We start from the raw sequence: 26,228 nt of genomic DNA on the forward strand, positions 1-26,228 counted from the left end.
GGGCCGGGTGCGGCCACAGAAGGGGGGACGGGGTGGAGGCGGACGAACTGCTGGTACTCGTCGCCGGTGGCGACCAGAAGGCGTTCGAGGACCTCTACGGACTGGTGTCCGGACCGGTGTTCGGTCTCGTGCGCCGGGTGGTCCGCGACCCCGCCCAGTCCGAGGAGGTGTCCCAGGAGGTGCTCCTCGAACTCTGGCGCTCCGCGGCCAAGTTCGACCCCGGCCGGGGCAGCGCCCTGTCCTGGATCCTCACCCTCGCCCACCGCCGCGCCGTCGACCGCGTGCGCAGCGCCCGTGCGGCCGGCGAACGCGAACAGCGCGAGGCGCTGCGGGCCGGCGAGCCGGCCTTCGACCAGGTCGCCGAGACGGTCGAGGCCGGCCTGGAACGCGAATGGGTACGCCGCTGCCTGGACCGGCTCACCGCCCTGCAGCGCCAGTCCGTCACCCTCGCCTACTACGACGGCTATACGTACCGTGAGGTCGCCGAGCGGCTGAAGCTGCCGCTGGGCACGGTCAAGACTCGGATGCGCGACGGACTCACCCGGCTGCGCGACTGCCTGGGAGGTGTGGCGTGAGCCTGGTCGGCCGCCTGCTGCACCGCGAGGACCTGCACTCGCTTGCCGCGCCCTATGCGCTGGACGCCCTGGAGTCCGGCGAGCGGCGCCGCTTCGAGAAGCACCTGAAGGACTGCGACCGGTGCGCCGACGAGGTCCGGGAGCTGACCGAGGACGCGGTACGGCTCGCCTTCTCGGCCGCGGCCCCGCCGCCCCTCGCGATGCGCGACCGGGTGCTGGCCGCCGTCCGTGCCACCCCGCAGGAGCCGGCCCCCGGCCGGGAACGCGTCCCCAATCTGCCGCCGCACGTCTGGGGCGCCCAGCCTCCGCCGCCGCGCCGCCGTCCGCGCCCCCTGTTCGTGCCGTTCGCCACCGCCACCGCGGCCGCCGCGCTGGTCGTCGCCTCGCTGTTCGCGGTGCAGGCCGACCGGACGCAGAACCGGCTCGACGCCGAGCGGGCCCAGTCGCGTGAGATCGCCCACGTTCTGGCCGCGACCGACGCCCGCGCGACCAGCTACAAGGACGCCCGGGGCCGAAGTATCGGAGCGGTGGCCTCCGCATCGGAGGGGCAGGCCGTCGTCACGCTCAGCGGATACGGCACCCCGTCCAACGGCCGCGTGCACCAGCTCTGGCTCATGCGCCCCCGCGTGCAACCGCGCTCCCTCGGCCTCTTCGAGGCCGACACGCCCCTGGTCGCCACGGGTCTGAGCAGATCGGCGACGTCACTCGCCGTGACCGTCGAGCCCGCCGGCGGCTCAGTGCAGCCCACCAGCCAGCCGGTTGTCCAACTCGCCCTGAAATCGGTTGGATTCGGAGAGTAGTCAAAGAGTAGTTCAAGAGGGGTCGTCAACACCCTTGCGGGGAAGGTGAATCCTGTGACCGCGATACACGAGTGCCCCATCGGGGCGATAGGGTTACCCTGCCCGGGCCGGGTGGACTCGTACGGGTGGGGAGTGACATGGATCAGATAACACGCAGCAGGGCGAGGGTTCCTGCGATCACCTGCGGGAGCGGTGCGACCAGTTCGCGCCTCGACCGCCATCTGTCGGTGCTGGCGGGTCCCGCCATACCGCAGCAGCAGGCGGTCGAGGCGACGTCGCTGATGCGTGAGCTGACCTCGCGTGAGCCCGCGCGGCGCAGTGACCGGGGTGCGCGGGTCAGCCGTGTCTCCCTCTTCGCGCCACTGCGTCGACTGCGCCGCTCGCTGTTCGGCGGCAGCAAGCACTGACCGCCTGACCGTCAGGTCCGCGCCCAGGCCGCCACACCGTCCCGGCGCAGCGCTGCGATCTCCGCGTCCGTCATCCCCACGGCACGCAGCAGCGCCCCGGTGTGCTGGCCGAGCGCGGGCACGTCCCCCATCCGCGCCTCGTCCCCGCCCGGCAGCGTGATGGGCGGCAGCAACGCGCGCAGCGGCCCGACCGGCGACCCCACTTCCCGCCACCGGTCCCGGGCCGCCAGTTGCGGGTGCCCGGCCAGCTCCGGCAGGTCCCGCAGCCGCGCGCACGCGATGCCCGCCGCCTCCAGCCGTGCCAGCGCCTCGTCGGCGCCGAGCGCCGTCAGCGCGGTCCCGACCAGTTCGTCGGTCCGTTCCCGGTTCGCCACCCGCGCCGCGTTCGTCGCGAACGCCGGATCCGCACCCAACTCCGGCCGCCCGATCACCTGTTCGGCAAGCCGCCGCCACTCCCGGTCGTTCTGCACGGACAGCAGCACCCGCCCGCCGTCCGCTGTCGGATAGGCGTCGTAGGGCGCGATCACGGCGTGCGCCAGACCGGTGCGCTCGGGCGGCGTCCCGCCGTGCATGGTGTGGTGCAGCGGATGCCCCAGCCACTCGGCCAGCGCCTCCAGCATCGACACCTCCACCGGCCCGCCCCGCCCGGTGGTTCCGCGTCGTACCAGCGCCGCGAGGACGCCCGAGAAGGCGTACATGGCCGCCGCGATGTCGGCCGCCGGGATCCCCGCCTTCACGGGCTGCTCCGGCGTCCCGGTGACCGACACCAGTCCCGCCTCGCACTGCACGAGCATGTCGTACGCGCGTTTGCCGGCGTACGGCCCCGACGCCCCGTACCCGGAGATGTCGACGGCGACCAGCCGGGGGTGCGCCGCGCACAGCGTGGCCGCGTCGAGGCCGAGCCGGGACGCGGCTCCGTGGGCCAGGTTCTGCACGAAGACGTCCGCGCCGGCGACGAGCCGTCGGGCGACGTCCAGGCCGCGTGGGTCCTTCAGATCCAGCGCGATGGACTCCTTGCCCCGGTTGCACCACACGAAGTGCGAGGCGAGTCCGCCCGCGGCGGTGTCGTAGCCGCGGGCGAAGTCACCGCCGTCGGGGCGTTCGATCTTGATGACGCGCGCGCCGAGGTCCGCGAGCTGCCGGGTGGCGAACGGGGCGGCGACGGCCTGCTCGACGGCGACCACGGTGATGCCTTCGAGGGGGAGCGGGAGACGGTCCATGCGCTGGATCATGGCCGGTGACCGGCGGCTCTGTCAGCAGCGCCCGTACCGGCGGACGGCGAGCGGCAGGAAGACGCCGACGAGGACCAGGCTCCAGGCGAGCGACCCCGCGACGGGGTGTGCCACCGGCCAGGCCGCGCCGTCGGGTACGGGAGCGTTGCCGAAGAGGTCGCGCAGGGCGGTGGTCACCGCGCTGATCGGGTTCCACTCGGCGAGTGTGCGCAGCCAGCCCGGGAGATTGCCGGTGGGAATGTAGGCGTCGGACAGCAGCGGCAGCACGAACGTGGACGCGCCGAGCTGACCGGCCGCCTCCTCGCTGCGGGTGAGCAGGCCGAGGTAGATGCCGACGGCCGTGCAGGCGAACCGGAACAGGAGCAGGAGGCCCACCGCGCCGGCCGCCGCGGCCGGCGATCCCGTCACGCGCCAGCCCACGGCGAGACCGACCAGGAGCAGGGGCACGGTTCCCGCCGTGGTGACGACGAGGTCGGCCACCGCCTGCCCCAGCGGTACGGCGGCCCGGCTCACCGGCATGGCCCTGAAGCGGTCCGCCACCCCTCGGTGGGTGTCCTGGGCGGCCTGGAACATCCCGGTCATGACCCCGCCGGCCGCGGTCGCGACCAGCAGCCCCGGGACGAGGAAGGAGCGGTACTCGGCGCCCGGCATCGCCAGCGCGCTGCCGAAGACGTAGCCGAAGAACAGCAGCATGTTGACCGGCATCAGCTGGGTGAGGACCGCGAGGCCGGGGCTGTTGCGGACCCGGCGGAGCTGCCGGCCCGTCATCGCGGCACCGTCGTGCACGAGCGCACTCATGCGGGACTTCCCGTCAGTCGGAGGAAAACGTCGTCGAGGGTCGGTGGTCTGAGGCTCGCGTCGAGCAACGGGACGCCCGCCGCGTCGAGTTCGCGCACCAGGCGGGGGAGGGTGAGGGTCGGGTCCGTGGTGACGGCGCCGACGGTGTGCCGGTCGTGGTCGAACTGCGGCTCCCTGCCGGTGAGCCGGTCGAGCACCGCGGCCGCCTTGGCGAGCGCGTCCCGGTCGGCGACCACCGCCTGCACGTACCAGCCGATCAGCGCCTTCAGCTCGGCGGGAGAGCCGGTCCGGGCCACCCGGCCGCGGTCGATCAGCACGATGTCGTCGGCGAGTTGATCGGCCTCCTCCAGGTACTGGGTGGTGAGCAGCACCGTCGTGCCCTCGGCCGTCAGCTCGCGCACCGCTGACCAGATGCCGTTGCGGCCGGCCGGGTCGAGGCCGGTGGTGGGCTCGTCGAGGAAGAGCACGGCCGGCCGGCGGACCAGACTCGCGGCGAGGTCGAGGCGGCGGCGCATACCGCCGGAGTAGGTGGCCGCCCTGCGGTCGGCGGCCTCGGTGAGGCCGAAGCGGGCAAGGAGCTCGGCCGCTCGGTCGTCCGGCCTCGGCACCCGGAGCAGCCGGGCGAACAGGCGGAGGTTCTCACGGCCGGTGAGATCGCCGTCGACCGAGGCGTACTGGCCGGTGACGCCGATGCTGCGGCGCACCGCCGCCGGGTCCCGGACCACGTCGTGCCCCGCGACGCGGGCGGAGCCGGCGTCGGGCCGGAGGAGCGTGGCCAGCAGCCGTACGACCGTCGTCTTGCCCGCCCCGTTCGGCCCGAGCAGTCCGCAGACCGTGCCCTCGCGCACGGCCAGATCGAGACCGTGCAGCGCGGACACGGCGCCGAAGCGTTTCTCCAGACCTTCACTAAGTACGGCGTACGTAGTAGTCATGGGGCGACCATAGCGCACTACGTACGGTGTACGTAACTAGCATGGTGGGCGAGGTGATGATCGATGGCAGTCCGAGGGGCCGAACCCGAGGTGATCTGGGCCCGTCCGGAGCGCGCCGGGCGGGGGCCGAAGCCGACGTTCACCCGCGCCGACATCGCCGCCGTCGCGGTGCGGATCGCCGACGCGGAAGGGCTGGACGCCGTCTCGATGCGCCATGTGGCGGCCGGTGTGGGGTGCGGGACCATGTCCCTGTACAACTACGTCCCCCGCAAGGAGGACCTGTACGAGCTGATGGTTGACGCGGTCAGCGCGGAACACCAGCTGTGGGAGCCGACGGGGGACTGGCGGGCCGACATGATGCGGGTCGCCCGACAGACGCGGGAGCTGATGCACCGGCATCCCTGGTTGCCACGTCTGATGTCACCGGTCTACGGGTTCAGCCCGCACGCCCTGCGCTATCTGGAGCACTGTCTGGCCTGCCTGGATCAGCTGGACGTGTCGAACGGCACCAAGTTCGAGCTGATCGCCATGGTGAACGGTGTGGTCACGACCTATGTGCGGAACGAGATCGACACGGCCGAACGGGTGCGGAACCTGCCCTGGTCCGAGGAGCGGGAGAACGCGGCGCGCATCGCCTATCTCGGCGGGCAGATCGCCTCGGGGGCGTATCCGCGGATGGCGGCGGCGTTCGCGGAGGATGCGGGGCCGATCGATCTGGAGGCCGTTTTCAGGCGGGCGTTGGAGAGGGTTCTGGACGGGTTCGCGCCGTCGTAGGCCGCGGGTGGGCGGAGGTCTGTCGCGCGGTTCCCTGCGCCCCCGGGCAGGGTGGTCACAGCAGCGTCAGCTGACCTGCCGGGCCTTCTTCCGTGTGCTCCAGGATCGAAGCCGGTTTGCGGGACGTCTCCGAGGGCGGCAGGACGCCCGCTGTCGTGAGGTCGGTCGCCGTGATCCGCGTCCTGATGTCCAGGGCGGCCTGCTGGGCGCGGACGTCCGCCAGCAGGGACAGGACGGTGATCAGTTCCAGCAGTTCCGAGGTCAGCCGTTGCGGCCACGTCGTGGGGGCGATCGCGGACAGGGTCCCCGGTTCCCCCTGCTGGGTGCGGGCGGTGAACCAAGCCTCCAGGACCCGCGCCTCGCCCGTCCTGAAGTCCCATGCCTCCGGCGGCACCGGGGAGACGCGGCCGTCGTCGAGGTGGAGGGCTTCCTCCTCCCTGTCGTAGAGGATCGTCAGGGGACGGCCGGGCAGCGGAGCCCGGACGTACGGGCGGCGGCCGCCCGGGAGTTTCGGGCGGTCGCCGTCGCGGCGCAGCAGCCACAGGGCCCGGTGGCCGAGTTCCACGCCCCGCGCCCAGAGGCCGGGGTCGTCGGTGAGCGGGACGGTGCGGTCCGGGCGGATCGCGGTCAGGGCCCAGGCGAGGACGTCCGGCGGGGTGACGCCGCGGCCCAGCCGGTCGGCCAGGAACGCCGGCAGCCCCGGCGCCAGGTTCGGTTCCGTGCCGCCCGGCCGGCGGTACAGCGGGCGGATGCGGCCCCCGCGCAGGGTGGGAAGGAGGGAGGTCGCCAGCAGGGGCATGCCCTCCGGCGACTCGACGGCGAAGACCTGGTGGCCGTCCGCGACCCGCCACAACTCGGGGCGGGCCGTGTCGATCAGGCGGTGGTCCGGGATCAGCCACTGCTCGTCGAACGGGGCGGCCAGGACGCGGACCGGGGCCGGGCAGGGGCCCGACGCGTCGGCGAGCGGGTCGGTGCCGCTGGGCTGGCCGGGGAGCTGGGCGACCGCGGAGTGGACCGTGCGGGCGCGCGTCGGCTCGAACAGGGTCGCGCGGTCGGGGCCCTCGGCCTTGAGCAGGGCGTCCCACCGGGTCTTCAGGGTCGCCGGGTCGGGGGCCGTCGGCCACCCCCGGCCGAGCCGTAGTGGTGCGACGGACCACGGCATGAGGTCCGCCAGCAGCGGAGCGTCGTCGTGCGTCACGCCCGGCATCGTACGACGACTTCAGGTGGCGTCGAGCGTGACCGTGAAGGAGAACCGGTCGCCGCGGTAGTGGATGACCGCCAGGTCCAGGACCCGGCCGGCGGTGTCGTAGGTGACGCCCGTGTAGTGCAGGATCGGGCTGAGCAGGGGGACCTGGAGCAGCCGGGCGGTCTCCGGGTCGGCCAGCCGGGCCGCCACCGTGTCCGTGATCCGGCTGATGTCGGCGCCGACGACGTCCCGGAGCACCTTGGTCATCGGCTGCCGGGCCAGGTCCTCCGGGTCGATGCGCTCGGCCAGTTCGGGGCGGACGTGGTTGCGGGCGTGGTTGGTGGGCTCACCGGTCTGCTCGTCGCTGCGGAGCCGGTGATAGGCCGCGACCTCGGCGAGGTCCGGGAAGTACTCGGTGAGTTCGCCGGTGACGGGCACCGTGCCGTGCTCCAGCAGCTCCGCCGTCATCCCCGACTGCTGGGCCACGATCGCGTCCACCGAACCGAGCAGCCGTACCGGGGTGCCGCGCCGGGCGTCCGGCTCGATGAAGGTGCCGCGGCGGCGGTGCCGGCTGATCAGGCCCTCTTCCTCCAGCTCCTTCAGCGCCTGCCGCATGGTCAGCACGCTCACGCCGTAGTGCTCCGCGAGCTGTTCCTCGGTGGGCAGCCGGAGCGGGTCCCGGGGCGAGCGGCCGAGTATCGAGGCACGCAGCGACTGCGACACCTGGTACCAGAGCGGCAGCTTGCGGTTGAGGACGATCGAGTCCGGGGCGAAGGAGGTCACGGGCCATCCGTACCGGTGGGGGATCTTCAGTGCAAGGGGCGGAAGTGCCGTTCCAGGCCCTGCCACACGTCGTCGTAGCGCTGCTGGAGGTGTCCGGCGGTCGCCGCCTGCGGGGTGAGCGTCACCGGCCAGCGGGTCTCGAACATGAACGCCAGGCCGTCGTCCACCTTCTGGGGCTTCAGCTCGGCCGCGCTCGCCCGGTCGAACGTCTCCCGGTCCGGGCCGTGCGCCGACATCATGTTGTGCAGCGACCCGCCGCCCGGCACGAAGCCCTCCGCCTTCGCGTCGTAGGCGCCCTCGATCAGACCCATGTACTCGCTCATCACGTTCCGGTGGAAGTACGGCGGCCGGAAGGTGTTCTCGCCCACCAGCCAGCGCGGCGCGAAGACGACGAAGTCGACGCCGGCGAGGCCCGGGGTGTCGGACGGGGACGTCAGCACGGTGAAGATCGACGGGTCGGGGTGGTCGTAGGAGACGCTGCCGATCACATTGAAACGGCGCAGATCGTAGGCGTAGGGCACATGGGTGCCGTGCCAGGCGACCACGTCCAGTGGGGAGTGGTCATATGTGGCGGTCCACAGGTTGCCGCAGAACTTGTTGACCACCTCCACCGGGCCCTCGACATCCTCGTAGGCGGCGACGGGGGCCAGGAAATCCCGGGCGTTGGCCAGGCCGTTGGCACCGATCGGGCCGAGGTCGGGGAGGCGGAACGGCGAGCCGTAGTTCTCGCACACATAACCCCGGGCCGTGCCGTCCAGCAGCTCCACACGGAAGCGGACGCCGCGGGGGATCAACGCCACATGTCCCGGCTCCACATGCAGCAGGCCGAACTCCGTGTGCAGCAGCAGCCCGCCGCGCTCCGGGACGATCAGCAGCTCGCCGTCGGCGTCGGAGAAGACCCGCTCCATGGAGGCGTCGGCGTGGTAGAGGTGCACGGCCATGCCGGTCCGCTGGGTCGCGTCGCCGTTCCCGCCCAGGGTCCACAGGCCGGCGAGGAAGTCCGTGCCGGGCGAGGGCTGCGGGAGCGGGTTCCAGCGCAGCCGGTTCGGGTCCGGGGCCGTCTCCGTGAAGGGAGCGGTGCGCAGCCCGCCGTCGCCGGCGGCCCGGGTGAACGCCGGGTGCGCGGCCGAGGGGCGGATCCGGTACAGCCAGGAGCGGCGGTTGTGGGCCCGCGGCTCGGTGAAGGCCGTACCGCTGAGCTGCTCCGCGTACAGGCCGAGAGGGGCGCGCTGCGGGGAGTTGCGGCCCTCGGGCAGGGCGCCGGGCACCGCCTCCGAGGAGTGCTCGTTGCCGAACCCGGAGAGGTACGCCAGCCCCTCAGCGGTCTTCCGCGCTTCCCCGCGCTCCTGCTCGAACGCGCTCGCGCGGGAGGTGCCCCCATCGCCCATGATCGCTCCCTGAACCTGCGTGCCATCGATTCCTATGCATCACCGTAGGATTGCGCGGAGGCGGGTGCAAGAGGGCCGGGATCATCCCGGCGGTGGATGGCGAGAACCCGACTTCAGGGGGATCCGGTCCGCGGCGCGCTGTTCTACGCTCCCGGGCATGTCGTGGACGCGTGGACTGCCGGGTGCGCTCGCGGTCTGCCTGCTGCTCCTGGTCGCCGCGGCCGGGTGCGGGACCGGCAACGCGCACGGGCAGCGCGGGGCGGAGTCCCCGGCACCGGTGGGCAAGATCCTCGACGACACGGACGAGAGCGGACGCCACTACCGCGAGGTGGACAGGAAGCAGGCGCCCGAGGTGGGCACGGTGGTCACCCCGGACGCGTCCGGCGGCTGGGACGTACGGCTCGACGTGCACCGCTTCCGGTTCTCCCGGGTGGGCACCGCGGCGAAGGCGGTGGCCGGCCGCGGGCTCGCCTACCTCTTCGTGGACGGCGGCCTGGTGACCCGGCTGCGCACCCCCTCGTACCACCTGCCCGCCGGCCTCGTCCCGCACGGCACCCACCACGTCACCGCCCGGCTCTACGCGGACGACGGCACGGTCTGGGCCGTGCACGGCAAACCGGTGGAGAGCACCGCGGACGTCACGGCGTCGGGCGCGGAGACCGCCTCGCCGTCGGCCTCGGGTGCCACGCCCGCCACGCCCTCGGTCACCGGCACGAGCAGCACGGACGCCGGATGAGTGCATGGGCCATCCGTTCGCGTACTGGGGGGCGAGGTTCACCTGCTCCCGGCGGAAAGGCATCATGAAGCCCGTGCCCCCAGCGACACCGCTTCGCAAAGCGCCCGTACAGCGCCGCAGCGCCGAACGGCTGACCCGGATCCTCGACGCCTGTGCCGACCTCCTCGACGAGGTCGGTTACGACGAACTGAGCACCCGGGCCGTCGCGATGCGCGCGGGGGTGCCCATCGGATCGGTCTACCGCTTCTTCGGCAACAAGCGGCAGATGGCCGACGCCCTCGCCCAGCGCAACCTGGAGCACTACTCCGAGCGCGTCACCGAGCGGCTGAAGGACGCCCCGATGGGGGACTGGCGGACCGCGATGGACGCGGTGCTCGACGAGTACCTGGCCATGAAGCGCACCGCCCCCGGCTTCTCCCTCGTCGACTTCGGCAACCAGATCCCGGTCGGCACCCGCGACGCGGAGCCCAACCACCGGGTGGCCGACCGGCTGACCGAGCTGCTGGCGGCGTATATCGGCCGCGCCCCCGACGAGCCGCTGCGCCGCACCTTCCTGGTGGCGGTGGAGACGGCCGACGCCCTGGTCCACCTGTCCTTCCGGATGGCCCCGGAAGGCGACGAGAAGATCATCGCGGAGACACGGGAACTGCTCCGGGCGTACCTGGCACGGGCGCTGGACTGACGGTTTCCGGAAAGCGCCCGACGGAGCGCCCCCGAAGGGGCGCGGGGAACGGCGCGACCAGCGACCACCGGCCCGCTCTCAGACGACAACAGGACTCCCCTCCCCACATACCGCCCGGTATGCTCACCCCGAGTCCGGCCACCCCCTCCATCGCCGCACCCCCCCCGGAGGCCCCCATGCCCCGCACCGCCCTTCGCATCTGCCCTCTGTGCGAGGCCACCTGCGGCCTGACCCTCACCATCGAAGGCACCCGCGTCACCGGCGCCCGCGGTGACCGCGAGGACGTCTTCAGCAACGGGTTCATCTGCCCGAAAGGCGCCTCCTTCGGCGCCGTCGACGGCGACCCCGACCGGCTGCGCACCCCCCTCGTGCGCAGGGACGGCGAGCTGCGCGAGGCCACCTGGACGGAGGCCTTCGACGCGGTCGCCGCCGGGGTGCGGGGCATCGTCGAGCGCCACGGACCGGACTCCGTCGGCATCGTCCTCGGCAACCCGAACGTCCACACCGTGGCCGGCGGGCTCTACCCGCAGCTCCTCGTCGGTGCCCTCGGCACCCGCAGCGTCTTCACCGCGTCCACGGTCGACCAGATGCCCAAGCACGTCTCCAGCGGACTGCTCTTCGGCGACGCCAACGCGATACCGGTGCCCGACCTCGACCACACCGACCACCTCCTGCTCATCGGCGCCAACCCCCTGGAGTCCAACGGGAGTCTGTGCACCGCCCCCGACTTCCCCGGCAAGCTCAAGGCGCTCAGGGCCCGCGGCGGCACCCTCACCGTCATCGACCCGCGCCGCACCCGCACCGCCAAGCTCGCCGACCGGCACATCGCCGTCCGGCCCGGCACCGACGCCCTGTTGCTCGCCGCGATGGCCCAAGTCCTCTTCGAGGAGGACCTGGTGGATCCGGGACACCTCGCCCCGCACATCGAGGGCCTCGACGAACTCCGCGCCGAGTTGGGCGACTTCACCCCGGACGCGGTCGCCCACGCGACCGACGTCGACGCCGGCACCATCCGCGTCCTCGCCCGCGAGCTCGCCGCCGCCCGCACCGCCGCCGTATACGGCCGGATCGGCAGCTGCACCGTCCCGCACGGCACCCTCGCCAGCTGGCTCGTCGACGTCCTCAACATCCTCACCGGCAACCTCGACCGGCCCGGCGGCGCGCTCTTCCCGCAGGCCGCCACCGACCGGACCCCGCGCCCGGCCGGCCCCGGCCGGGGCTTCGCGCTCGGCCGCTGGCACTCCCGGGTCAGCCAACACCCGGAGGCGAAGGGTGAGTTGCCGCTCTCCGCGCTCGCCGAGGAGATCGACACCGCGACGGCCGAGGGCGCACCGATCCGGGCCCTGATCGCCATCGCCACCAACCCCGTCCTCTCCGCCCCGGACGGCGACCGTCTCGACAAGGCCCTGGACTCCCTCGACTTCATGGTCAGCGTCGACCCCTACCTCAACGAGACCGCCCGCCACGCCGACGTCGTACTGCCCCCGCCGCCGCCCTCGCAGAGCCCGCACCACGACTTCGCCTTCAACACCCTCGCCGTGCGCAACCAGGTCCGCTACTGCCGCCCCGCCGTCCCGCTGGAGCCCGGCCGGATGGCCGAGACCGAGATCCTGGCCCGCCTGGTCCTCGCGGCCGGCGGCAGGCACGGCGCCGAACCCTCCGCCGTGGACGACATGGTCATCGGTCAGACCCTCGGGAAGGCGGTCGGGGACCCCCACTCGCCCGTGCACGGCCGGGACCCGCAGGAACTCGCCGCGCTGCTCACCGGGGACACCGGCCCCGAGCGCCGGCTCGACCTGATGCTGCGCCTCGGCCCCTACGGGGACGGCTTCGGCGCCCGCCCCGACGGCCTCACCCTGGAGCAGCTGCTCGCCCACCCGCACGGCATCGACCTCGGGCCGCTCCAGCCCCGCCTCCCGCAGCCGCTGAAGACCCGGAGCGGCAAGGTCGAACTGCTGCCGCGGCCGATCGCCGACGACCTGCCCCGGCTGCGCGCGGCCCTGGACGCCAGCCCCGCGGCGCTCGTCCTCGTCGGCCGCCGCCACCTGCGCTCCAACAACAGCTGGATGCACAACGTGCCCGCCCTCACCGGCGGCACCAACCGCTGCACCCTGCACATCCACCCCGAGGACGCCCGACGCCTCGGTGTCCGCGACGGCGCCGACGTCCGGGTCAGGGGCGCCGGCGGCGAGGTGGTCACCCCCGCCGAGGTCACCGACGGCGTTCGCCCCGGCGTCGTCAGCCTCCCGCACGGCTGGGGCCACGACCGCCCCGGCACCCGCCTCAGCCACGCCGCCACCGCCCCCGGCGTCAACGTCAACCAGCTCCTCGACGGCAGCCTGCTCGACCCGTTGTCCGGCAACGCCGTGCTCAACGGCATCCCCGTCGACGTCAGCGCCGAAGTGACGGCCGAAGTGACCGCCGAAGTGACCGCCGAGCCGACCGCAACCCCGTGACCTGGACTTTCGCGCTTATTGCTCGCGCGTCAACGTCTTGTTAACGACGTTTGACGCGACCTAACGTCGTCCGCACCGCCGGCCCTGGTGGGAGTTCAAGGGCGAACGTTAGGTGATCCACCCATGCTGACCATCCTCGGCTTCGCCATGATCGCGACCTTCCTGGTCCTGATCATGCTGAAGAAGATGTCGCCGATCGCGGCGCTCGTGCTGATCCCCGCGCTGTTCTGCGTGGCCGTCGGCAAGGGCGCCCACCTCGGCGACTACGTCATCGACGGCGTCACCGGCCTCGCGCCCACCGCGGCGATGCTGATGTTCGCGATCGTCTACTTCGGCGTGATGATCGACGTCGGCCTCTTCGACCCGGTCGTCAAGGGGATCCTGAGGTTCTGCAGGGCCGACCCGCTGCGGATCGTCGTCGGCACGGCCGTACTCGCCGCGATCGTCTCGCTCGACGGTGACGGCTCCACCACCTTCATGATCACCGTCTCGGCGATGTACCCGCTGTACAAGCGCCTGAAGATGAGCATGGTCGTGATGACCGGTGTCGCCGCGACGGCCAACGGCGTGATGAACACGCTGCCCTGGGGCGGTCCCACCGCCCGCGCAGCCACCGCGCTCAAGCTGGACGCGAGCGACATCTTCGTGCCGATGATCCCCGCGCTGGCCACGGGCCTGCTGTCCGTCCTCGCGCTCGCCTACGTCCTCGGCCGCCGCGAACGCAGACGGCTCGGCGTACTGACGCTGGACGAGGTGCTGGTCGAGGAGCCGCAGCCGGTTCTCGTGGGCGCGGGCGGGGCTCCTTCCGCAGGCGGCGACCAGGGCTCGGGCGCGGGCGCGGAGCTCCCCGGCGAGCCCGGGGACGACGGCTTCCGGGGTCTCGACCCGCACCGGGAGACCCTGCGGCCCGGGCTGTACTGGTTCAACGCGCTGCTCACGGTCGCCCTGCTCACCGCCATGATCATGGAGTGGCTGCCGATCCCGGTGCTGTTCCTGCTCGGCGCGGCCCTGGCCCTGACCGTCAACTACCCCCGGATGCCCGACCAGAAGGCCCGGATCGGCGCGCACGCCGAGAACGTCCTCAACGTCTCCGGCATGGTCTTCGCCGCCGCCGTCTTCACCGGTGTCCTCCAGGGGACCGGCATGGTCGACCACATGGCGGACTGGCTGGTCGGCAACATCCCCGACGGCATGGGCCCGCACATGGCCCTCGTCACGGGCGTGCTGAGTATCCCGCTCACGTACTTCATGTCCAACGACGGCTTCTACTTCGGCATCCTCCCGGTGCTCGCCGAGGCCGGCCAGGCGCACGGCGTCTCCGCGGTGGAGATCGCCCGCGCCTCGATCGTCGGCCAGCCGCTGCACATGTCCAGCCCGCTGGTGCCCGCCGCCTACGTCCTGGTCGGCATGGCCAAGGTCGAGTTCGGCGACCACACGCGGTTCGTCGTGAAGTGGGCCGCGCTGACGTCGGCGGTGGTGCTCGGGGCCGGGATCCTGTTCGGGACCGTGTGACCTGGCACTCACAGTGCTGTGTCACATGGCACCGCGGGGGAGTATGTGACATACCACTGGGAGGTTTCACCATGGCGCCCGGCACGAACCGCCGCTGGCTGCTCCGTCTCGTCATCGCCTTCGGCTTCGCCCAGGGCGCCGTGTCGATGGCCCGACCCGCCGTCTCCTACCTGGCGCTCGCCCTCGGCGCCGACGAACGCGCCGTCGGCGTCCTCGCGGGTGTCTACGCCCTGCTCCCGCTCTTCGCCGCCGTACCGCTGGGCCGCCGCACCGACCACGGCCGCTGCGCGCCCCTGCTGCCCGTCGGCGTCGTGCTGATATCCGGCGGCTGCGTGCTCAGCGGAGTCGCCGGCTCGCTCTGGACGATGGCCCTGTGGAGCGGGGTGATGGGCCTCGGCCACCTCTGCTTCGTGATCGGCGCGCAGTCGCTGGTGGCCCGGCAGTCGGCGCCGCACGAACAGGACCGGAACTTCGGCCACTTCACCATCGGCGCGTCGCTGGGTCAGCTGGTCGGGCCGATCGCCGCGGGCGCGGTCATCGGCGGGCCGGACATGGCGGGTACGAGTGCGCTCGCCCTGGTGGTGGCGGGCGCGGGCGCGGCGGTCGCGTTCACGTCGCTGTGGCGCATCGAGGACCGTACGGCGGTCAAGTCCCGTGCGGCGGAGGGGGAGCGGGTGCCGGTGGGCCGCATCCTGGGCGCCCGGGGGGTTCCCGCCGGCATGCTGATCAGCCTCTCGGTGCTGTCCGCGACCGACATCCTGACCGCGTACCTCCCCGTGGTCGGCGAACACCGGGACATCTCCCCGGCCGTGATCGGCGTGCTGCTCAGTGTGCGGGCGGGGGCGACGATCGCCTGCCGGCTCGTTCTCACACCGTTGCTGCGGCTGCTCGGGCGGCCGGTGCTGCTGACGGTGACCTGCTTCCTGGCGGCGGTGCTGTGCGCGGCGATCGCGGTGCCGGTGCCGGTGTGGGTGCTGGCCCTGATGCTCGCCGTACTCGGCTTCTGCCTGGGGGTCGGGCAGCCGCTGTCGATGACGACGGTCGTCCAGGCCGCACCCGAGGGGGCCCGCTCCACGGCGCTCGCCCTGCGGCTGACCGGCAACCGGCTGGGCCAGGTGGCCGCGCCGGCCGGGGCGGGGCTGCTGGCGGGAGTGGCCGGGGTGGCCGCGCCGTTCGTGATGCTGGGCGCGTTGTTGCTGGTCTCGGCGGGGGTGGCGGTGCGCTCGCCGGGGTCGGCGGGACGGGGCGGGGGCGCCGGCCGGGTGGCCTCGGCGCGGCGGAAGCGCCCGGCATTGCGCCGCACGAGCGATATCTGACGGCGCGTCGGACGTGGATGCCGCGGGTCGTGGAGTGCATGAGTGACAGTCCAGACGAAAGGCCGATTTGTATGAAAATCATCTAACTCGGAGGAGCTTGCATGCCAACGCTCACACTTCCACGCGCCGCCGGCTCCCGCGCGGCCGCCACCGTCCTCCTCTCCGCCCTCGCCGCGGCGGGTGCGTCGTGGGTGGCGGCGCCGAACGCGGTGGCCCAGGGAGAGAACGGCGACATCAGGCTCCACCGTGTGGGCGTGCCCTTCGGCGTCTCGAAGGACGACCCGCTGGTCTGCAAGTTCTACCTCGACGCCGTCAACTTCGACATCCTCGCCCAGATCGCCTACACCATCACGCCACAGCCGCCGCTGCCCACCGCCGCCACCGTCGCCGGCACCATCCAGCTCGCCGGGGGCGCCGGCCACACCGACCCGCTGGGGCTGGCGGACGGGCAGTACCGGCTCGCGTGGACCGTGGACGGCGCCCGGAAGGAGAAGGTCTTCCGGGTCAACTGCCACGACGGCAGGCAGGACGGTCCGCAGGACCAGAACGGCCAGAACGGCCCCAACGGCCCCAACGACCAGGGCGGCCCGAACGGCCCGAACGGCCAGGGCGGCCAGGGCGGTCAGGACGGTCCGAACGGGCAGATCCAGGACAACCAGCGGAACGACTCGTCCTGGGGACAGGGCGGTGACCACAACGGCCCGCAGGGCGGTGTGCACGCGGGCGGCGGCGGCATCGCCGACACGACCGCCGCGTTCTCGCCCGTGGCCGCGGCCACGGCCGTCACGCTGGTCGCGGCCAGCGGTGTGGTGTACGTCCGGCTGATCCGCCGCCGTCCGCATGGCGCCGCGTAGGCGCCGACGCAGGCCCTGGTACCGGACCCGCGCCTACCGCCTCGCCAGGACGGCCCTGCTGGCCGTCCTCCTGGTGACAGTGGTCCGGTGGTGGGGGCACGACGGGTCGGCCGCGTCGGACGGGTCGGACGCCCTGGCGGCGGCCGGCCCGGACGCGGCCGGACCCCCGCCCCGCCCGCTGCCCCGGTCCCGGCCGACGTCGATGCGCATCCCCTTCCTGGGTGTCGACGCGCCGGTCATCGGGGTCCGGCTCGACCGGGGCCGGCAGCTGGAGACCCCACCGGTCGACGACCCGAAGCTGATCGGCTGGTTCCAGGGGGGCGCCACGCCGGGCGAGTCCGGCCTCGCGATCGCCGTCGGCCACCGTGACACCAGGACGGGGCCCGCCGTCTTCGCGGCGCTCGCCCAGGTCAAGCCCGGCAAACGGATCGAGGCCGGGCGCGTGGACGGGCACACCGCCGTCTACACCGTGGACCGGGTGAAGGTCTACGACAAGGCCGGCTTCCCCGACAAGGAGGTGTACGGCCCGACCCGGCGTCCCGAACTCCGGGTGATCACCTGTGGTGGCCTCTTCAGCCGGCGGACCGGCTACACCAGCAACGTGGTGGTCTTCGCGCACCTGACCGCGACGAAGTGACCGGGTGGGGCCGCGGTTCGACCTGGACGAGTGAACTCCGGCCGGAAGCACGGACCCGGGCGGGGCGGTCCCTCTAGGAAGGGGGCATGAGCACTCGTTCCCTCCGCAACCGGTCGGCCCTCGCGGTGGCCGGGATCCTGCTCGCCGGCGCTCCGGCCGCGTACACGGCACTGGCCGCCGGCCACCCCTCCGCCCTACTGGCGCGTGGCAAGCCGTACATCGAGACCCGGCTGCTCTTCGGCACCGCCCGCCCGGACGGCGGACCCGCCGTCACCGACCGGCAGTTCACGGCGTTCGTCGACAAGGAGGTCACCCCGGACTTCCCCGCCGGGCTCACCGTGCAGAGCGGGCGCGGCCAGTGGCGGGACGCGCGCGGGACGATCGAGAGGGAGCGCTCGTACGTGCTGGTCCTGCTGTATCCGCAGGCGTCGGCGAAGAACAGCGACCGGAAGATCGAGGAGATCCGGCGGGCCTACGAGAAGGCCTTCGCGCAGGAGAGCGTGGGCAGGGTGGACGAACGGGCCCAGGTCGACTTCTGATGGTCCCGAAGCGGGTCCGGGGCACGTCTGGCGCGCTAAAACTATCGCCGCTAGTTTGTGACTCGGACGACGCAGCCCCGCCGGGAGGAAGCAGCATGAAGGCACACGACGGCCTGTACATCGACGGCGCCTGGCGCGCCGCCGAGAGCCGGGACGTGATCGAGGTCGTGAACCCGGTCGACGAGCAGGTCGTCGGCCGGGTCCCGGCGGCCGGCGCGCTGGACGTCGACACCGCCGTACGCGCCGCCCGTGCCGCCCTCCCGGTCTGGGCCGCGACCCCGCCCGCCGACCGGGCCGCCCGGCTCGGCGCGCTGCGCGACGCGCTCGCGGCCCGGAAGGACGAGATCGCCGAGACGGTCACCGCCGAACTGGGCGCACCGCTCCCGTTCTCCCAGGCGGTCCACGCGGGCGTGCCGATCGCGGTCGCCGGCTCGTACGCCGAACTGGCAGCCACCCACCCCTTCGAGGAGAAGGTCGGCAACTCCACCGTCTACCAGGAGCCGGTGGGCGTGGTCGGCGCGATCACACCCTGGAACTACCCCCTGCACCAGATCGTCGCCAAGGTCGCCCCGGCGCTCGCCGCGGGCTGCTCGGTCGTGCTGAAGCCCGCCGAGAACACCCCGCTCACCGCCCAGCTGTTCGCGGAGACCGTGCACGAGGCCGGCTTCCCGGCAGGCGTGTTCAACCTGGTCACCGGCCTCGGCCCGGTCGCCGGGCAGGCCCTCGCCGAGCACCCGGGCGTCGACCTGGTCTCCTTCACCGGCTCCACCGCCGTCGGCAGGCAGATCGGCGCGCTGGCAGGCGCCGCCGTGAAGAAGGTCGCCCTCGAACTGGGCGGCAAGTCCGCGAACGTCATCCTCCCGAGCGCCGACCTCGCCAGGGCCGTCAACGTCGGCGTGGCCAACGTGATGTCCAACTCCGGCCAGACATGCAGCGCCTGGACCCGGATGCTGGTGCACGCCGACCGGTACGAGGAGGCCGTGGAACTCGCGGCCGCGGCGGCGGCCAAGTACGGCGACCGGATCGGACCGGTCGTCAGCGCCAGGCAGCGGGCCCGGGTGCGGGGTTACATCGAGAAGGGTGTCGCGGAGGGCGCCCGGCTGGTCGCCGGCGGTCCCGAATCCCCGCACGAGCGCGGCTACTTCGTCAGCCCGACCGTCTTCGCCGACGTCACCCCCGAGATGACGATCGCGCAGGAGGAGATCTTCGGCCCGGTTCTGTCGATCCTGCGCTACGCCGATGAGGACGACGCCCTGCGCATCGCCAACGGGACGGTCTACGGGCTCGCGGGCGCCGTCTGGGCCGGGGACGAGGCGGAGGCGGTGGCCTTCGCCCGGCGCATGGACACCGGGCAGGTTGACATCAACGGCGGACGCTTCAACCCCCTTGCCCCGTTCGGCGGTTACAAGCAGTCGGGCGTCGGCCGCGAGCTGGGCGCGCACGGTCTCGCCGAGTACCTCCAGACCAAGTCCCTGCAGTTCTGAGGAGGCCGCTGCGATGACATTCACGGTCCGAGCCGCCGTACTGCCCGCCGTGGGCGCCCCGCTGTCGGTCACCGGGATCGAACTCCCGGACCCCGGCCCCGGCCAGGTCCGGGTCCGGCTCGCCGCCGCCGGTGTCTGCCACTCCGACCTCTCCCTCTCCGACGGCACCATGCGGGTACCGGTCCCCGCGGTCCTCGGCCACGAGGGCGCGGGCACGGTGGTGGCCGTCGGCGAGGGCGTCACCCGCCTCGCCCCGGGCGACCCGGTGGTCCTCAACTGGGCGCCCTCCTGCGGCAACTGCCACGCCTGTGCGCTCGGCGAGGTCTGGCTCTGCGCCAACGCCCTGAACGGCTCCGCCGACGTGTACGCCCGTACCGCGGACGGCACCGACCTGTACCCCGGCCTGAACGTGGCGGCCTTCGCCGAGGAGACCGTGGTCGCCGAGTCCTGCGTCCTCCCGCTCCCCGCCGGCATCCCGCTCACCGACGCGGCCCTCCTCGGCTGCGCGGTCCTCACCGGTTACGGGGCCGTCCACCATTCGGCACGGGTCCGCGCGGGCGAGACGGTGGCGGTGTTCGGCGTCGGCGGGGTGGGTCTGGCCACCGTGCAGGCGGCCCGGATCGCGGGCGCCTCCCGGATCGTCGCGGTGGACGTCTCGGCGGAGAAGGAAGCGCTCGCGCGCGCCGCCGGCGCCACGGACTACGTCGTCGCCTCCGACACCACGCCCCGCGCGATCCGCGCCCTCACCGGCAAGCAGGGCGTCGACGTCGCCGTGGAGTGCGTCGGCCGCGCGGTCAGCATCCGCGCGGCCTGGGAGTCCACCCGCCGGGGCGGCCGTACGACGGTGGTCGGCATCGGCGCCAGGACCGAACAGGTCACCTTCAACGCCCTGGAGCTCTTCCACTGGGGCCGCACCCTCTCCGGCTGTGTCTACGGCAACTCGGACCCGGCCCGCGACCTGCCGCTGCTCGCCGAACACGTCCGGGCGGGGCGCCTGGACCTGTCCATGCTGGTGACGGAGCGGATCGCGCTGGAGGACATCCCGGTCGCCTTCGAGAACATGCTGGCGGGCAAGGGCGGCCGGGCGCTGGTGGTGTTCTGAGCGGTCGGGCCGCGGGCGGGTGCCGTCACGCAGGCCTCCGGGTCTCCTCGGACCGGGACTCCTGCGCGGCGGCCACGACCCGGGAGGTCCGCGCCCGCGACCGGGACACCGCGACACCGGCCAGGCACAGCACGCCGCCCGCGAGCGTCAGCGCACCCGGCACCTCCCCGAGCGCCAGCCACGACATCAGGACGACCAGCGCCGGCACCGCGTAGGTGGTCGCGCCCATCCGGCTGGCCGTCGTACGGGCGAGCGCGTACGCCCAGGTGGTGAAGGCCAGGGCGAGCGGGAACACGCCCAGGTACAGCATGTTGAGGGTCGCGGAGAGCGGGGCGTCGGCCGCCTCGCGGGCGAGCTGCCCGGAGAACGGCAGGCACAGGGCGGCGCCGATCAGGCACCCGAACGTCGTCACCTGGAGTGCGCTCGCCCGTCCGAGCGCCGGTTTCTGCGCGACCACCCCGCCGGCGTACGCGACGGCCGCCAGCAGGCACAGCACCACACCGAGCACCGAGGAGCCGCCCTCGCCCGACATGGACAGGCCGACGGTCACCGCGCCCGCGAACGACACGGCCATCCCCGCGAGCAGCCGCGGCGGCATCGGGTCGCCGAGCAGCCGGGCGCCGAGCAGGGCTATCAGGATCGGGCCGATGTTCACGACGAGGGCGGCGGTGCCGGCGTCCACCTGCTGCTCGCCCCAGTTCAGCACGACGCTGTAGAAACCGAACCAGAGGAGCCCGGAGATCGCGATCCCGCGCCAGGCGGACCTGGGCGGCAGCCCTTCGCGCCGTACGACGCACAGCAGCCCGAGCACGAGCGACCCGGACAGCAGCCTGCCGAGGGCGAGTGCGCCGGGGGAGTAGGAGCCGCCCGCACTGCGGATCGACACGAAGGCCGACGCCCACAGCACCACGGTGACGGCGGCTGCGGCGACGGGGAGGAGGCGGTGGTCGGGCTTCTTCATAGGGTCGAGGGTAGGGAGTGGGAGCGGGTCGGGGCTGGCGGATTTCGGACGGGTGGGTGGCAGCCGGGCAAGGTTGAAAGACACGGCTGCGCAGCGCCCCGCAAGGGGCGCTGGGGGTCCCCCCGGCCGAAGGCTGGGGGAGGAACTGCGCGACCGGCCCCCACTCACCCGCACCCGACGTCCGGCCGCCGCACCCCGCACCTCACATCGTCTGCCCCACCCTGGAAAATTGCTCCTGCAATCCGTCCAGCAGCGCCCGCAACCCGGTCTCGAACGCCCGCTCGTCGATCTTCTCCTGGCGCTCCGAGAGGAGATGCGCCTGCCCCAGATGCGGGTAGTCGGCCGGATCGTACGCGCTCGCGTCGTCCACGAACCCCCCGGCGAACGACCCCAGCGCCGACCCCATGATGAAGTAGCGCATCAGCGCCCCGATCGACGTCGCCTGCGCCGGCGGCCACCCCGCGCCCACCATCGCGCCGTAGACCGCGTCGGCGAGCCGCAGCCCTGCCGGGCGCCGGCCGGGGCCCCGGGCCAGCACCGGGACGATGTTCGGGTGGTCGCGGAGCGCGGCCCGGTAGGACACCGCCCAGTCGTGCAGCGCGGTCCGCCAGTCCCGCCCGGCAGGGTGCCCGACGTCGTCGAACATCGACAGGTCGACCTGCGCGCTGACCGAGTCGGCGACCGCCTCCAGGATCTCGTCCTTGGTGCGGAAGTGGTTGTAGAGCGAGGGCCCGCTCACCCCCAGTTCGGCCGCGAGCCGCCGGGTGGAGACGGCCGCCAGACCCTCCGTGTCCACGAGTTCCCGGGCCGCCCGGACGATCCGGTCGGTGCTGAGCAGGGGCTTGCGCGGTCGGGCCATGGCGCACATAGTAGGGCCGGGAAAAGAAACTAGCAGTGCTAATTTAAAGGGTGATCGCATGGTGAACCTGGGGCTCAGCGAGGAGCAGACCGCCGTACGGCAGCTCGCCCGGGACTTCGTCGACCGCGAGATCGCCCCGAACGTGATCGCCTGGGACCGCGCCGAGGAGGTCGACCGGGGCATCGTGAAGCGACTCGGCGAGGTCGGCTTCCTGGGCCTGACCGTCGACGAGGAGTACGGCGGCTCGGGCGGCGACCACCTCGCGTACTGCCTGGTGACGGAGGAACTCGGCCGCGGGGACTCCTCGGTCCGCGGGATCGTGTCCGTCTCCCTGGGGCTGGTCGCCAAGACCGTCGCCTCCTGGGGCACCGAGGAGCAGAAGCGGCGCTGGCTGCCCGGGCTCACCTCCGGCTCGTACGTCGGCTGCTTCGGCCTCACCGAACCCGGCACCGGCTCCGACGCAGGCAACCTCACCACCCGTGCCGTTCGCGACGGCGACCACTACGTCGTCAGCGGCACCAAGACGTTCATCACCAACGGGACCTGGGCCGACGTCGTCCTCCTCTTCGCCCGCTCCACCGACGCCCCGGGGCACAAGGGTGTCTCCGCCTTCCTGGTGCCGGCCGACACCCCCGGCCTCACCCGCCGTCCCCTGCACGGCAAGCTCGGCCTGCGCGGCCAGGCCACCGCCGAACTCGTCCTGGAGGACGTCCGGGTTCCCGCCTCGGCGATGCTCGGTCCCGAGGGCAAGGGCTTCTCGGTCGCCATGTCGGCGCTCGCCAAGGGGCGGATGTCGGTCGCCGCCGGCTGCGTCGGGATAGCGCAGGCCGCGCTCGACGCGGCCGTGCGGTACGCGGGGGAGCGCGAGCAGTTCGGCACGCCGATCGCCGGGCACCAGCTCGTCCAGGAACTCATCAGCGACATCGCCGTCGACGTGGACGCGGCCCGTCTGCTGACCTGGCGGGTCGCCGATCTGATCGACCGGGGGCTGCCGTTCGCCACCGAGTCCTCCAAGGCCAAGCTCTTCGCCTCCGAGGCCGCCGTGCGCGCCGCCAACAACGCCCTCCAGGTCTTCGGCGGCTACGGCTACATCGACGAGTACCCGGCGGGCAAGCTCCTGCGTGACGCCCGCGTGATGACCCTCTACGAGGGCACCAGCCAGATCCAGAAGCTGCTCATCGGGCGGGCACTGACGGGCGTCTCGGCGTTCTGAGCGCGTCCCGGGGCGTCCGGCCTCGGCGTGGGCCCGGGCGCCCGGTCTGAGTATCCGGTCTGAGTATCTGCGGAGTGTCCGGGGAGTATCCGGACGGATGTGGCGCGGGCCACGTCCGGCGATGCTCTGACCATGAGTGACACACCGGTCAGACACCAGAGCACGGCCGCCTTCTACGGTCAGGCCGTCGCCTCCTTCGCCCTCGCCATCACGGCCACCGCCATCGGCATCTTCCGGCTCCAGGCCGACGCCTGGGTGCGCGGCTTCCTCGGCATCGCCGTGCTCTACCTCGTCACCTCCGCCTTCACCCTCGCGAAGGTCGTCCGTGACCGCCAGGAGGCCGGGCAGATCGTCAGCCGCGTCGACCAGGCCAGGCTGGAGAAGCTGCTCGCCGAGCACGACCCCTTCGAGAAGCTCTGAGGGGGACCGGGGCGACCCGGAGAGGAGCTTCAGGCCCGCTGCCGCCCGGGGAAAGCTCTGAGCGGGCACACTAAGCGCTCGCTCAGCCGGGGCGGTATGGTGGAGCTCCGGTACCGAGAGGGGCGAGCGAGCGATGAGTACGGCGGAGGAGACGACCGGCGGCGAGGTCGAGCCGTGGGAAGAGGTCACCCCTGACGCGGCCCGGCGCCTGCTGGTCGCCGCCGTCGAGGCCTTCGCCGAGCGCGGCTACCACGCCACCACCACCCGCGACATCGCGGGCCGGGCCGGCATGAGCCCCGCCGCGCTCTACATCCACTACAAGACCAAGGAAGAGCTGCTCCACCGGATCAGCCGCATCGGTCACGACAAGGCCCTGGAGATCCTCCAGACGGCCGCGCGGCGCGAGGGCACCGCCGCCGAACGGCTCGCCGACGCCGTCAGCTCCTTCGTCCGCTGGCACGCCGGGCGGCGCACCACCGCCCGGGTCGTGCAGTACGAACTCGACGCGCTCGGCCCCGACGCCCGCGCCGAGATCCTCGACCTGCGCCGCCAGGTCGACGCCGAGGTGCGCGGGATCATCGAGGAGGGCCTCGCCGCCGGCGAGTTCGACGTCATCGACGTGCACGGCACCACCCTGGCCGTGCTGTCGCTCTGCATCGACGTCGCCCGCTGGTTCAACGTGAACGGTCCCCGGACCCCCGAGGAGGTCGGCGCGCTCTACGCCGACCTCGTGCTGCGGATGGTCGGGGCCAGGTAGCGGCCGGCCGTCCTCAGAGGTAGTACCGGGACACCGACTCCGCGACGCAGACCGGCTTGTCGCCGCCCTCGCGCTCCACGCTGAAGGCGACCGTCACCTGGACGCCGCCCGTCACGTCCTCCACCCCGGTGATCTTCGCGGTGGCGCGCAGCCGGGAGCCGACCGGGACGGGGGCGGGGAAGCGGACCTTGTTGGTGCCGTAGTTCACGCCCATCTTCACGCCCTCGACCGCGATCAGCTGGGGGCCGAAGAGCGGGAGCAGCGACAGGGTCAGATAGCCGTGCGCGATCGTCGTGCCGAACGGGCCGTTGGCCGCCTTCTCCGGGTCGACGTGGATCCACTGGTGGTCGCCGGTCGCCTCCGCGAAGAGGTCGATCCGCTTCTGGTCGACCTCCAGCCAGTCGGTCCAGCCCAGCTGCTCGCCCACGGCCGCCTTCAGCTCGTCGGGGGAGGTGAAGATCCTCGGTTCTGCCATGTCGCCGGCCCTCTCGCACTCACACATCACGCGTGCATTGTCTAAGCAACTGCTTAGCATGGTCGGGTATGCGTCCCCTGTCAACGGACCGGGGCCCGCGCCGCGTGGGTAGGCTCTGCGGGGTGCCGCAGATTCCCGAGAAGATCCACGAGCTGACCGTGGGTCAGTTGTCCGCACGCAGCGGTGCCGCCGTCTCCGCGCTGCACTTCTACGAGTCCAAGGGCCTCATCAGCAGCCGGCGGACCTCCGGCAACCAGCGCCGGTACACCCGCGACACCCTGCGCCGGGTGGCCTTCGTCCGGGCGGCACAGCGCGTCGGCATCCCCCTCGCGACGATCCGCGAGGCCCTCTCGGAACTCCCCGAGGAGCGCACCCCGACCCACGAGGACTGGGCCCGTCTCTCGGCGGCCTGGCGCGCCGAACTGGACGAACGCATCAGACAGCTCAACCGCCTGCGGGATCACCTGACCGACTGCATCGGCTGCGGCTGCCTGTCGCTGGACACCTGTGTGCTCTCCAACCCGGACGATGCGTTCGGCGAGCGGCGCGCGGGTTCCCGGCTGCTGCCGGAGCGGGTGGAGCGGGTGACGCGGCGATAGGGGCGGCGCTTCCGTCACCGGCCGTGCCGGAGCAGCGCCTCGGCCACCAACTCGGCGTTGGACAGCGCTCGTTCGCCGTTCGGGAGGAGCAGGGTGTCCTCCAGGCCGATCCGGGTGGCGAGGCCCAGCCGGCCCGCCAGTCGCAGCACCGGCCAGGTGCCGCCCTCCTCGCCGTGCAGCAGGACCGGGCGGCCGTGCGCCGTGCCCAGCCCGGCCAGCAGGGTCCGCGCCGACGCCTCGGCGGTGGCCGGGTCGGGGTCCGTCACCTCCGCGAGCACCCGGAGCACCCGCGGCGCCAGCGGCGAGGCCGCGAACCGCGCCGCCCCGTCCGTGCCGGACCAGATGCCCGCCTCCACGCCGATCCCCATGACCATGAGCTCCGCCGCGAGTTCCTCAGCGCCGGGTTCGTGCCAGTTGACCGAGGCGAAGTCGGGCAGGACGGACCAGGTGCCCACCTGCTGCAGCCGCAGCGCCGGATCGGGCGCGGCCCAGGCGCCGGTGGTCACTCCGATCGGTACCCGCAGCCGCCGTGCGCGCAGCGCGTCCAGGGTCGGTTCGACCACGCGCGGGGACAGGCTCTCCCGTCCGCACGGGGTCCGCGGGTGCACATGGATCTCCGTCGCGCCGGCCGCGACCGCCTCGGCGGCGGAGTCCGCCAGAGCGGCCGGTGACATCGGCACGGCCGCGCCGTCGGCGGTGCCACGGCGTCCGTTCAGGCAGACCTGCAGTTCCATGACTCGAATGGTGCCGG

General features: G+C 72.8%; 28 protein-coding genes. 18 read left to right on the forward strand and 10 right to left on the reverse strand.

What is annotated here, in order from left to right; translation table 11 throughout:
- Positions 1-32 precede the first annotated feature (32 nt).
- The 3 genes from AB0472_RS02970 to AB0472_RS02980 all read left to right on the forward strand — a co-directional run bounded on the left by AB0472_RS02970 (position 33) and on the right by AB0472_RS02980 (position 1,782).
- Positions 33-575: a sigma-70 family RNA polymerase sigma factor gene (locus tag AB0472_RS02970; RefSeq protein WP_362594403.1), complete on the forward strand. Its 543-nt coding sequence runs from the start codon at positions 33-35 to the stop codon at positions 573-575.
- The gene (locus AB0472_RS02975; RefSeq protein ID WP_366352850.1) at positions 572-1,375 is read left to right on the forward strand and encodes an anti-sigma factor; all 804 of its coding nucleotides are present in this window, start codon (positions 572-574) and stop codon (positions 1,373-1,375) included. Before AB0472_RS02970 ends, AB0472_RS02975 begins: the two co-directional genes overlap by 4 nt.
- Before the next feature lie 137 nt (positions 1,376-1,512).
- On the forward strand, positions 1,513-1,782 hold the full coding sequence (locus AB0472_RS02980; RefSeq protein ID WP_366352851.1) for a hypothetical protein: 270 nt from the start codon (positions 1,513-1,515) through the stop codon (positions 1,780-1,782).
- An 11-nt stretch (positions 1,783-1,793) separates the two neighbouring features.
- On the opposite strand, the gene AB0472_RS02985 is transcribed toward AB0472_RS02980, so the two are convergent.
- From AB0472_RS02985 to AB0472_RS02995, 3 genes are read right to left on the reverse strand one after another with little or no spacing between them, the layout of a single operon-like run.
- Positions 1,794-3,002, reverse strand: coding sequence for a CaiB/BaiF CoA-transferase family protein (locus tag AB0472_RS02985; protein ID WP_366352853.1), 1,209 nt, complete (start codon positions 3,000-3,002; stop codon positions 1,794-1,796).
- 33 nt (positions 3,003-3,035) lie between these two features.
- Positions 3,036-3,812 (reverse strand): ABC transporter permease, encoded by a 777-nt coding sequence (locus AB0472_RS02990; protein WP_366352855.1) that lies wholly within the window; start codon positions 3,810-3,812, stop codon positions 3,036-3,038.
- A complete protein-coding gene (locus tag AB0472_RS02995) occupies positions 3,809-4,744 on the reverse strand; it encodes an ATP-binding cassette domain-containing protein (protein ID WP_366352857.1) in 936 nt (311 codons plus the stop codon). Before AB0472_RS02995 ends, AB0472_RS02990 begins: the two co-directional genes overlap by 4 nt.
- A 63-nt stretch (positions 4,745-4,807) precedes the next feature.
- Between AB0472_RS02995 and AB0472_RS03000 the strand changes: the two genes are divergently transcribed.
- Positions 4,808-5,518: a TetR/AcrR family transcriptional regulator gene (locus tag AB0472_RS03000; RefSeq protein WP_366352859.1), complete on the forward strand. Its 711-nt coding sequence runs from the start codon at positions 4,808-4,810 to the stop codon at positions 5,516-5,518.
- Between the two features lie 55 nt (positions 5,519-5,573).
- Here the strand turns inward: AB0472_RS03000 and AB0472_RS03005 are convergent, their stop codons facing one another.
- Genes AB0472_RS03005 through hmgA form a run of 3 tightly spaced genes read right to left on the reverse strand, consistent with a single transcriptional unit; the run spans position 5,574 to position 8,875 of the window.
- A complete protein-coding gene (locus tag AB0472_RS03005) occupies positions 5,574-6,725 on the reverse strand; it encodes a type ISP restriction/modification enzyme (protein ID WP_366352860.1) in 1,152 nt (383 codons plus the stop codon).
- A gap of 12 nt (positions 6,726-6,737) precedes the next feature.
- Positions 6,738-7,487 (reverse strand): GntR family transcriptional regulator, encoded by a 750-nt coding sequence (locus AB0472_RS03010; RefSeq protein ID WP_366352862.1) that lies wholly within the window; start codon positions 7,485-7,487, stop codon positions 6,738-6,740.
- 26 nt (positions 7,488-7,513) lie between these two features.
- On the reverse strand, positions 7,514-8,875 hold the full coding sequence (gene hmgA / locus AB0472_RS03015; RefSeq protein WP_366352864.1) for a homogentisate 1,2-dioxygenase: 1,362 nt from the start codon (positions 8,873-8,875) through the stop codon (positions 7,514-7,516).
- A gap of 157 nt (positions 8,876-9,032) precedes the next feature.
- On the opposite strand from hmgA, the gene AB0472_RS03020 reads away from it, so the two are divergent.
- From AB0472_RS03020 to AB0472_RS03065, 10 genes are all read left to right on the forward strand, one after another.
- Complete coding sequence (locus AB0472_RS03020) at positions 9,033-9,611, forward strand: hypothetical protein (RefSeq protein ID WP_366352866.1); 579 nt, start codon at positions 9,033-9,035, stop codon at positions 9,609-9,611.
- Positions 9,612-9,675: 64 nt separating this feature from the next.
- A complete protein-coding gene (locus AB0472_RS03025; RefSeq protein WP_366352868.1) occupies positions 9,676-10,293 on the forward strand; it encodes a TetR/AcrR family transcriptional regulator in 618 nt (205 codons plus the stop codon).
- Between the two features lie 176 nt (positions 10,294-10,469).
- Positions 10,470-12,749: a molybdopterin oxidoreductase family protein gene (locus tag AB0472_RS03030; protein ID WP_366352870.1), complete on the forward strand. Its 2,280-nt coding sequence runs from the start codon at positions 10,470-10,472 to the stop codon at positions 12,747-12,749.
- 87 nt (positions 12,750-12,836) lie between these two features.
- Positions 12,837-14,261 (forward strand): citrate:proton symporter, encoded by a 1,425-nt coding sequence (locus AB0472_RS03035; protein WP_366352872.1) that lies wholly within the window; start codon positions 12,837-12,839, stop codon positions 14,259-14,261.
- A 71-nt stretch (positions 14,262-14,332) separates the two neighbouring features.
- Entirely contained in the window at positions 14,333-15,577 is a 1,245-nt protein-coding gene (locus AB0472_RS03040; protein WP_366352874.1) for an MFS transporter, read from the forward strand.
- 101 nt (positions 15,578-15,678) lie between these two features.
- Positions 15,679-16,431, forward strand: coding sequence for a hypothetical protein (locus tag AB0472_RS03045; RefSeq protein WP_366352876.1), 753 nt, complete (start codon positions 15,679-15,681; stop codon positions 16,429-16,431).
- A complete protein-coding gene (locus AB0472_RS03050) occupies positions 16,418-17,068 on the forward strand; it encodes a class F sortase (RefSeq protein WP_366352878.1) in 651 nt (216 codons plus the stop codon). Before AB0472_RS03045 ends, AB0472_RS03050 begins: the two co-directional genes overlap by 14 nt.
- A gap of 86 nt (positions 17,069-17,154) precedes the next feature.
- Positions 17,155-17,607, forward strand: coding sequence for a DUF3574 domain-containing protein (locus tag AB0472_RS03055; protein ID WP_366352880.1), 453 nt, complete (start codon positions 17,155-17,157; stop codon positions 17,605-17,607).
- A 95-nt stretch (positions 17,608-17,702) separates the two neighbouring features.
- A complete protein-coding gene (locus tag AB0472_RS03060) occupies positions 17,703-19,091 on the forward strand; it encodes an aldehyde dehydrogenase family protein (protein ID WP_366352882.1) in 1,389 nt (462 codons plus the stop codon).
- 13 nt (positions 19,092-19,104) lie between these two features.
- Positions 19,105-20,193, forward strand: a complete 1,089-nt coding sequence (locus AB0472_RS03065) for a Zn-dependent alcohol dehydrogenase (protein ID WP_366352884.1) — start codon at positions 19,105-19,107, stop codon at positions 20,191-20,193.
- Between the two features lie 25 nt (positions 20,194-20,218).
- Here AB0472_RS03065 and AB0472_RS03070 read toward each other — a convergent pair whose 3' ends face one another.
- Entirely contained in the window at positions 20,219-21,154 is a 936-nt protein-coding gene (locus tag AB0472_RS03070) for a DMT family transporter (protein WP_366352886.1), read from the reverse strand.
- A gap of 202 nt (positions 21,155-21,356) precedes the next feature.
- Positions 21,357-22,013, reverse strand: coding sequence for a TetR/AcrR family transcriptional regulator (locus AB0472_RS03075; RefSeq protein WP_366352888.1), 657 nt, complete (start codon positions 22,011-22,013; stop codon positions 21,357-21,359).
- A gap of 61 nt (positions 22,014-22,074) precedes the next feature.
- Here AB0472_RS03075 and AB0472_RS03080 point away from each other — a divergent pair, with 61 nt between their 5' ends.
- The 3 genes from AB0472_RS03080 (at position 22,075) to AB0472_RS03090 (ending at position 24,403) form a co-directional block, all read left to right on the forward strand.
- The gene (locus AB0472_RS03080) at positions 22,075-23,226 is read left to right on the forward strand and encodes an acyl-CoA dehydrogenase family protein (protein WP_366353448.1); all 1,152 of its coding nucleotides are present in this window, start codon (positions 22,075-22,077) and stop codon (positions 23,224-23,226) included.
- Positions 23,227-23,358: 132 nt separating this feature from the next.
- Positions 23,359-23,646, forward strand: coding sequence for a YiaA/YiaB family inner membrane protein (locus tag AB0472_RS03085; RefSeq protein WP_366352890.1), 288 nt, complete (start codon positions 23,359-23,361; stop codon positions 23,644-23,646).
- Between the two features lie 133 nt (positions 23,647-23,779).
- Positions 23,780-24,403 (forward strand): TetR/AcrR family transcriptional regulator, encoded by a 624-nt coding sequence (locus AB0472_RS03090; protein WP_366352892.1) that lies wholly within the window; start codon positions 23,780-23,782, stop codon positions 24,401-24,403.
- 13 nt (positions 24,404-24,416) lie between these two features.
- On the opposite strand, the gene AB0472_RS03095 is transcribed toward AB0472_RS03090, so the two are convergent.
- The gene (locus AB0472_RS03095; RefSeq protein WP_366352893.1) at positions 24,417-24,878 is read right to left on the reverse strand and encodes a MaoC family dehydratase; all 462 of its coding nucleotides are present in this window, start codon (positions 24,876-24,878) and stop codon (positions 24,417-24,419) included.
- A gap of 122 nt (positions 24,879-25,000) precedes the next feature.
- Here AB0472_RS03095 and soxR point away from each other — a divergent pair, with 122 nt between their 5' ends.
- Positions 25,001-25,477 carry a redox-sensitive transcriptional activator SoxR gene (gene soxR, locus AB0472_RS03100; RefSeq protein ID WP_366352895.1) on the forward strand — a complete coding sequence of 159 codons (477 nt, stop codon included), beginning with the start codon at positions 25,001-25,003 and terminating at the stop codon, positions 25,475-25,477.
- A 14-nt stretch (positions 25,478-25,491) separates the two neighbouring features.
- Here soxR and AB0472_RS03105 read toward each other — a convergent pair whose 3' ends face one another.
- Complete coding sequence (locus AB0472_RS03105) at positions 25,492-26,211, reverse strand: 3-keto-5-aminohexanoate cleavage protein (RefSeq protein WP_366352896.1); 720 nt, start codon at positions 26,209-26,211, stop codon at positions 25,492-25,494.
- Positions 26,212-26,228: the final 17 nt, after the last annotated feature.

The organism is Streptomyces sp. NPDC086777, assembly GCF_040702065.1.
GTDB lineage: Bacteria > Actinomycetota > Actinomycetes > Streptomycetales > Streptomycetaceae > Streptomyces.

Coding starts and splice junctions, on each gene's coding strand:
- AB0472_RS03065 (WP_366352884.1), top strand. CDS start 19,105: ATGACATTCACGGTCCGAGCCGCCGTACTGCCCGCCGTGGGCGCCCCG.
- AB0472_RS02980 (WP_366352851.1), top strand. CDS start 1,513: ATGGATCAGATAACACGCAGCAGGGCGAGGGTTCCTGCGATCACCTGC.
- AB0472_RS03060 (WP_366352882.1), top strand. CDS start 17,703: ATGAAGGCACACGACGGCCTGTACATCGACGGCGCCTGGCGCGCCGCC.
- AB0472_RS03050 (WP_366352878.1), top strand. CDS start 16,418: ATGGCGCCGCGTAGGCGCCGACGCAGGCCCTGGTACCGGACCCGCGCC.
- AB0472_RS03055 (WP_366352880.1), top strand. CDS start 17,155: ATGAGCACTCGTTCCCTCCGCAACCGGTCGGCCCTCGCGGTGGCCGGG.
- AB0472_RS03045 (WP_366352876.1), top strand. CDS start 15,679: ATGCCAACGCTCACACTTCCACGCGCCGCCGGCTCCCGCGCGGCCGCC.
- AB0472_RS03090 (WP_366352892.1), top strand. CDS start 23,780: ATGAGTACGGCGGAGGAGACGACCGGCGGCGAGGTCGAGCCGTGGGAA.
- AB0472_RS03070 (WP_366352886.1), bottom strand. CDS start 21,154: ATGAAGAAGCCCGACCACCGCCTCCTCCCCGTCGCCGCAGCCGCCGTC.
- AB0472_RS03005 (WP_366352860.1), bottom strand. CDS start 6,725: ATGCCGGGCGTGACGCACGACGACGCTCCGCTGCTGGCGGACCTCATG.
- AB0472_RS02990 (WP_366352855.1), bottom strand. CDS start 3,812: ATGAGTGCGCTCGTGCACGACGGTGCCGCGATGACGGGCCGGCAGCTC.
- AB0472_RS03040 (WP_366352874.1), top strand. CDS start 14,333: ATGGCGCCCGGCACGAACCGCCGCTGGCTGCTCCGTCTCGTCATCGCC.
- hmgA (WP_366352864.1), bottom strand. CDS start 8,875: ATGGGCGATGGGGGCACCTCCCGCGCGAGCGCGTTCGAGCAGGAGCGC.
- AB0472_RS03095 (WP_366352893.1), bottom strand. CDS start 24,878: ATGGCAGAACCGAGGATCTTCACCTCCCCCGACGAGCTGAAGGCGGCC.
- AB0472_RS03075 (WP_366352888.1), bottom strand. CDS start 22,013: ATGGCCCGACCGCGCAAGCCCCTGCTCAGCACCGACCGGATCGTCCGG.
- AB0472_RS02985 (WP_366352853.1), bottom strand. CDS start 3,002: ATGGACCGTCTCCCGCTCCCCCTCGAAGGCATCACCGTGGTCGCCGTC.
- AB0472_RS03025 (WP_366352868.1), top strand. CDS start 9,676: ATGAAGCCCGTGCCCCCAGCGACACCGCTTCGCAAAGCGCCCGTACAG.
- AB0472_RS03105 (WP_366352896.1), bottom strand. CDS start 26,211: ATGGAACTGCAGGTCTGCCTGAACGGACGCCGTGGCACCGCCGACGGC.
- AB0472_RS02995 (WP_366352857.1), bottom strand. CDS start 4,744: ATGACTACTACGTACGCCGTACTTAGTGAAGGTCTGGAGAAACGCTTC.
- AB0472_RS03085 (WP_366352890.1), top strand. CDS start 23,359: ATGAGTGACACACCGGTCAGACACCAGAGCACGGCCGCCTTCTACGGT.
- AB0472_RS03000 (WP_366352859.1), top strand. CDS start 4,808: ATGGCAGTCCGAGGGGCCGAACCCGAGGTGATCTGGGCCCGTCCGGAG.
- AB0472_RS03030 (WP_366352870.1), top strand. CDS start 10,470: ATGCCCCGCACCGCCCTTCGCATCTGCCCTCTGTGCGAGGCCACCTGC.
- AB0472_RS03020 (WP_366352866.1), top strand. CDS start 9,033: ATGTCGTGGACGCGTGGACTGCCGGGTGCGCTCGCGGTCTGCCTGCTG.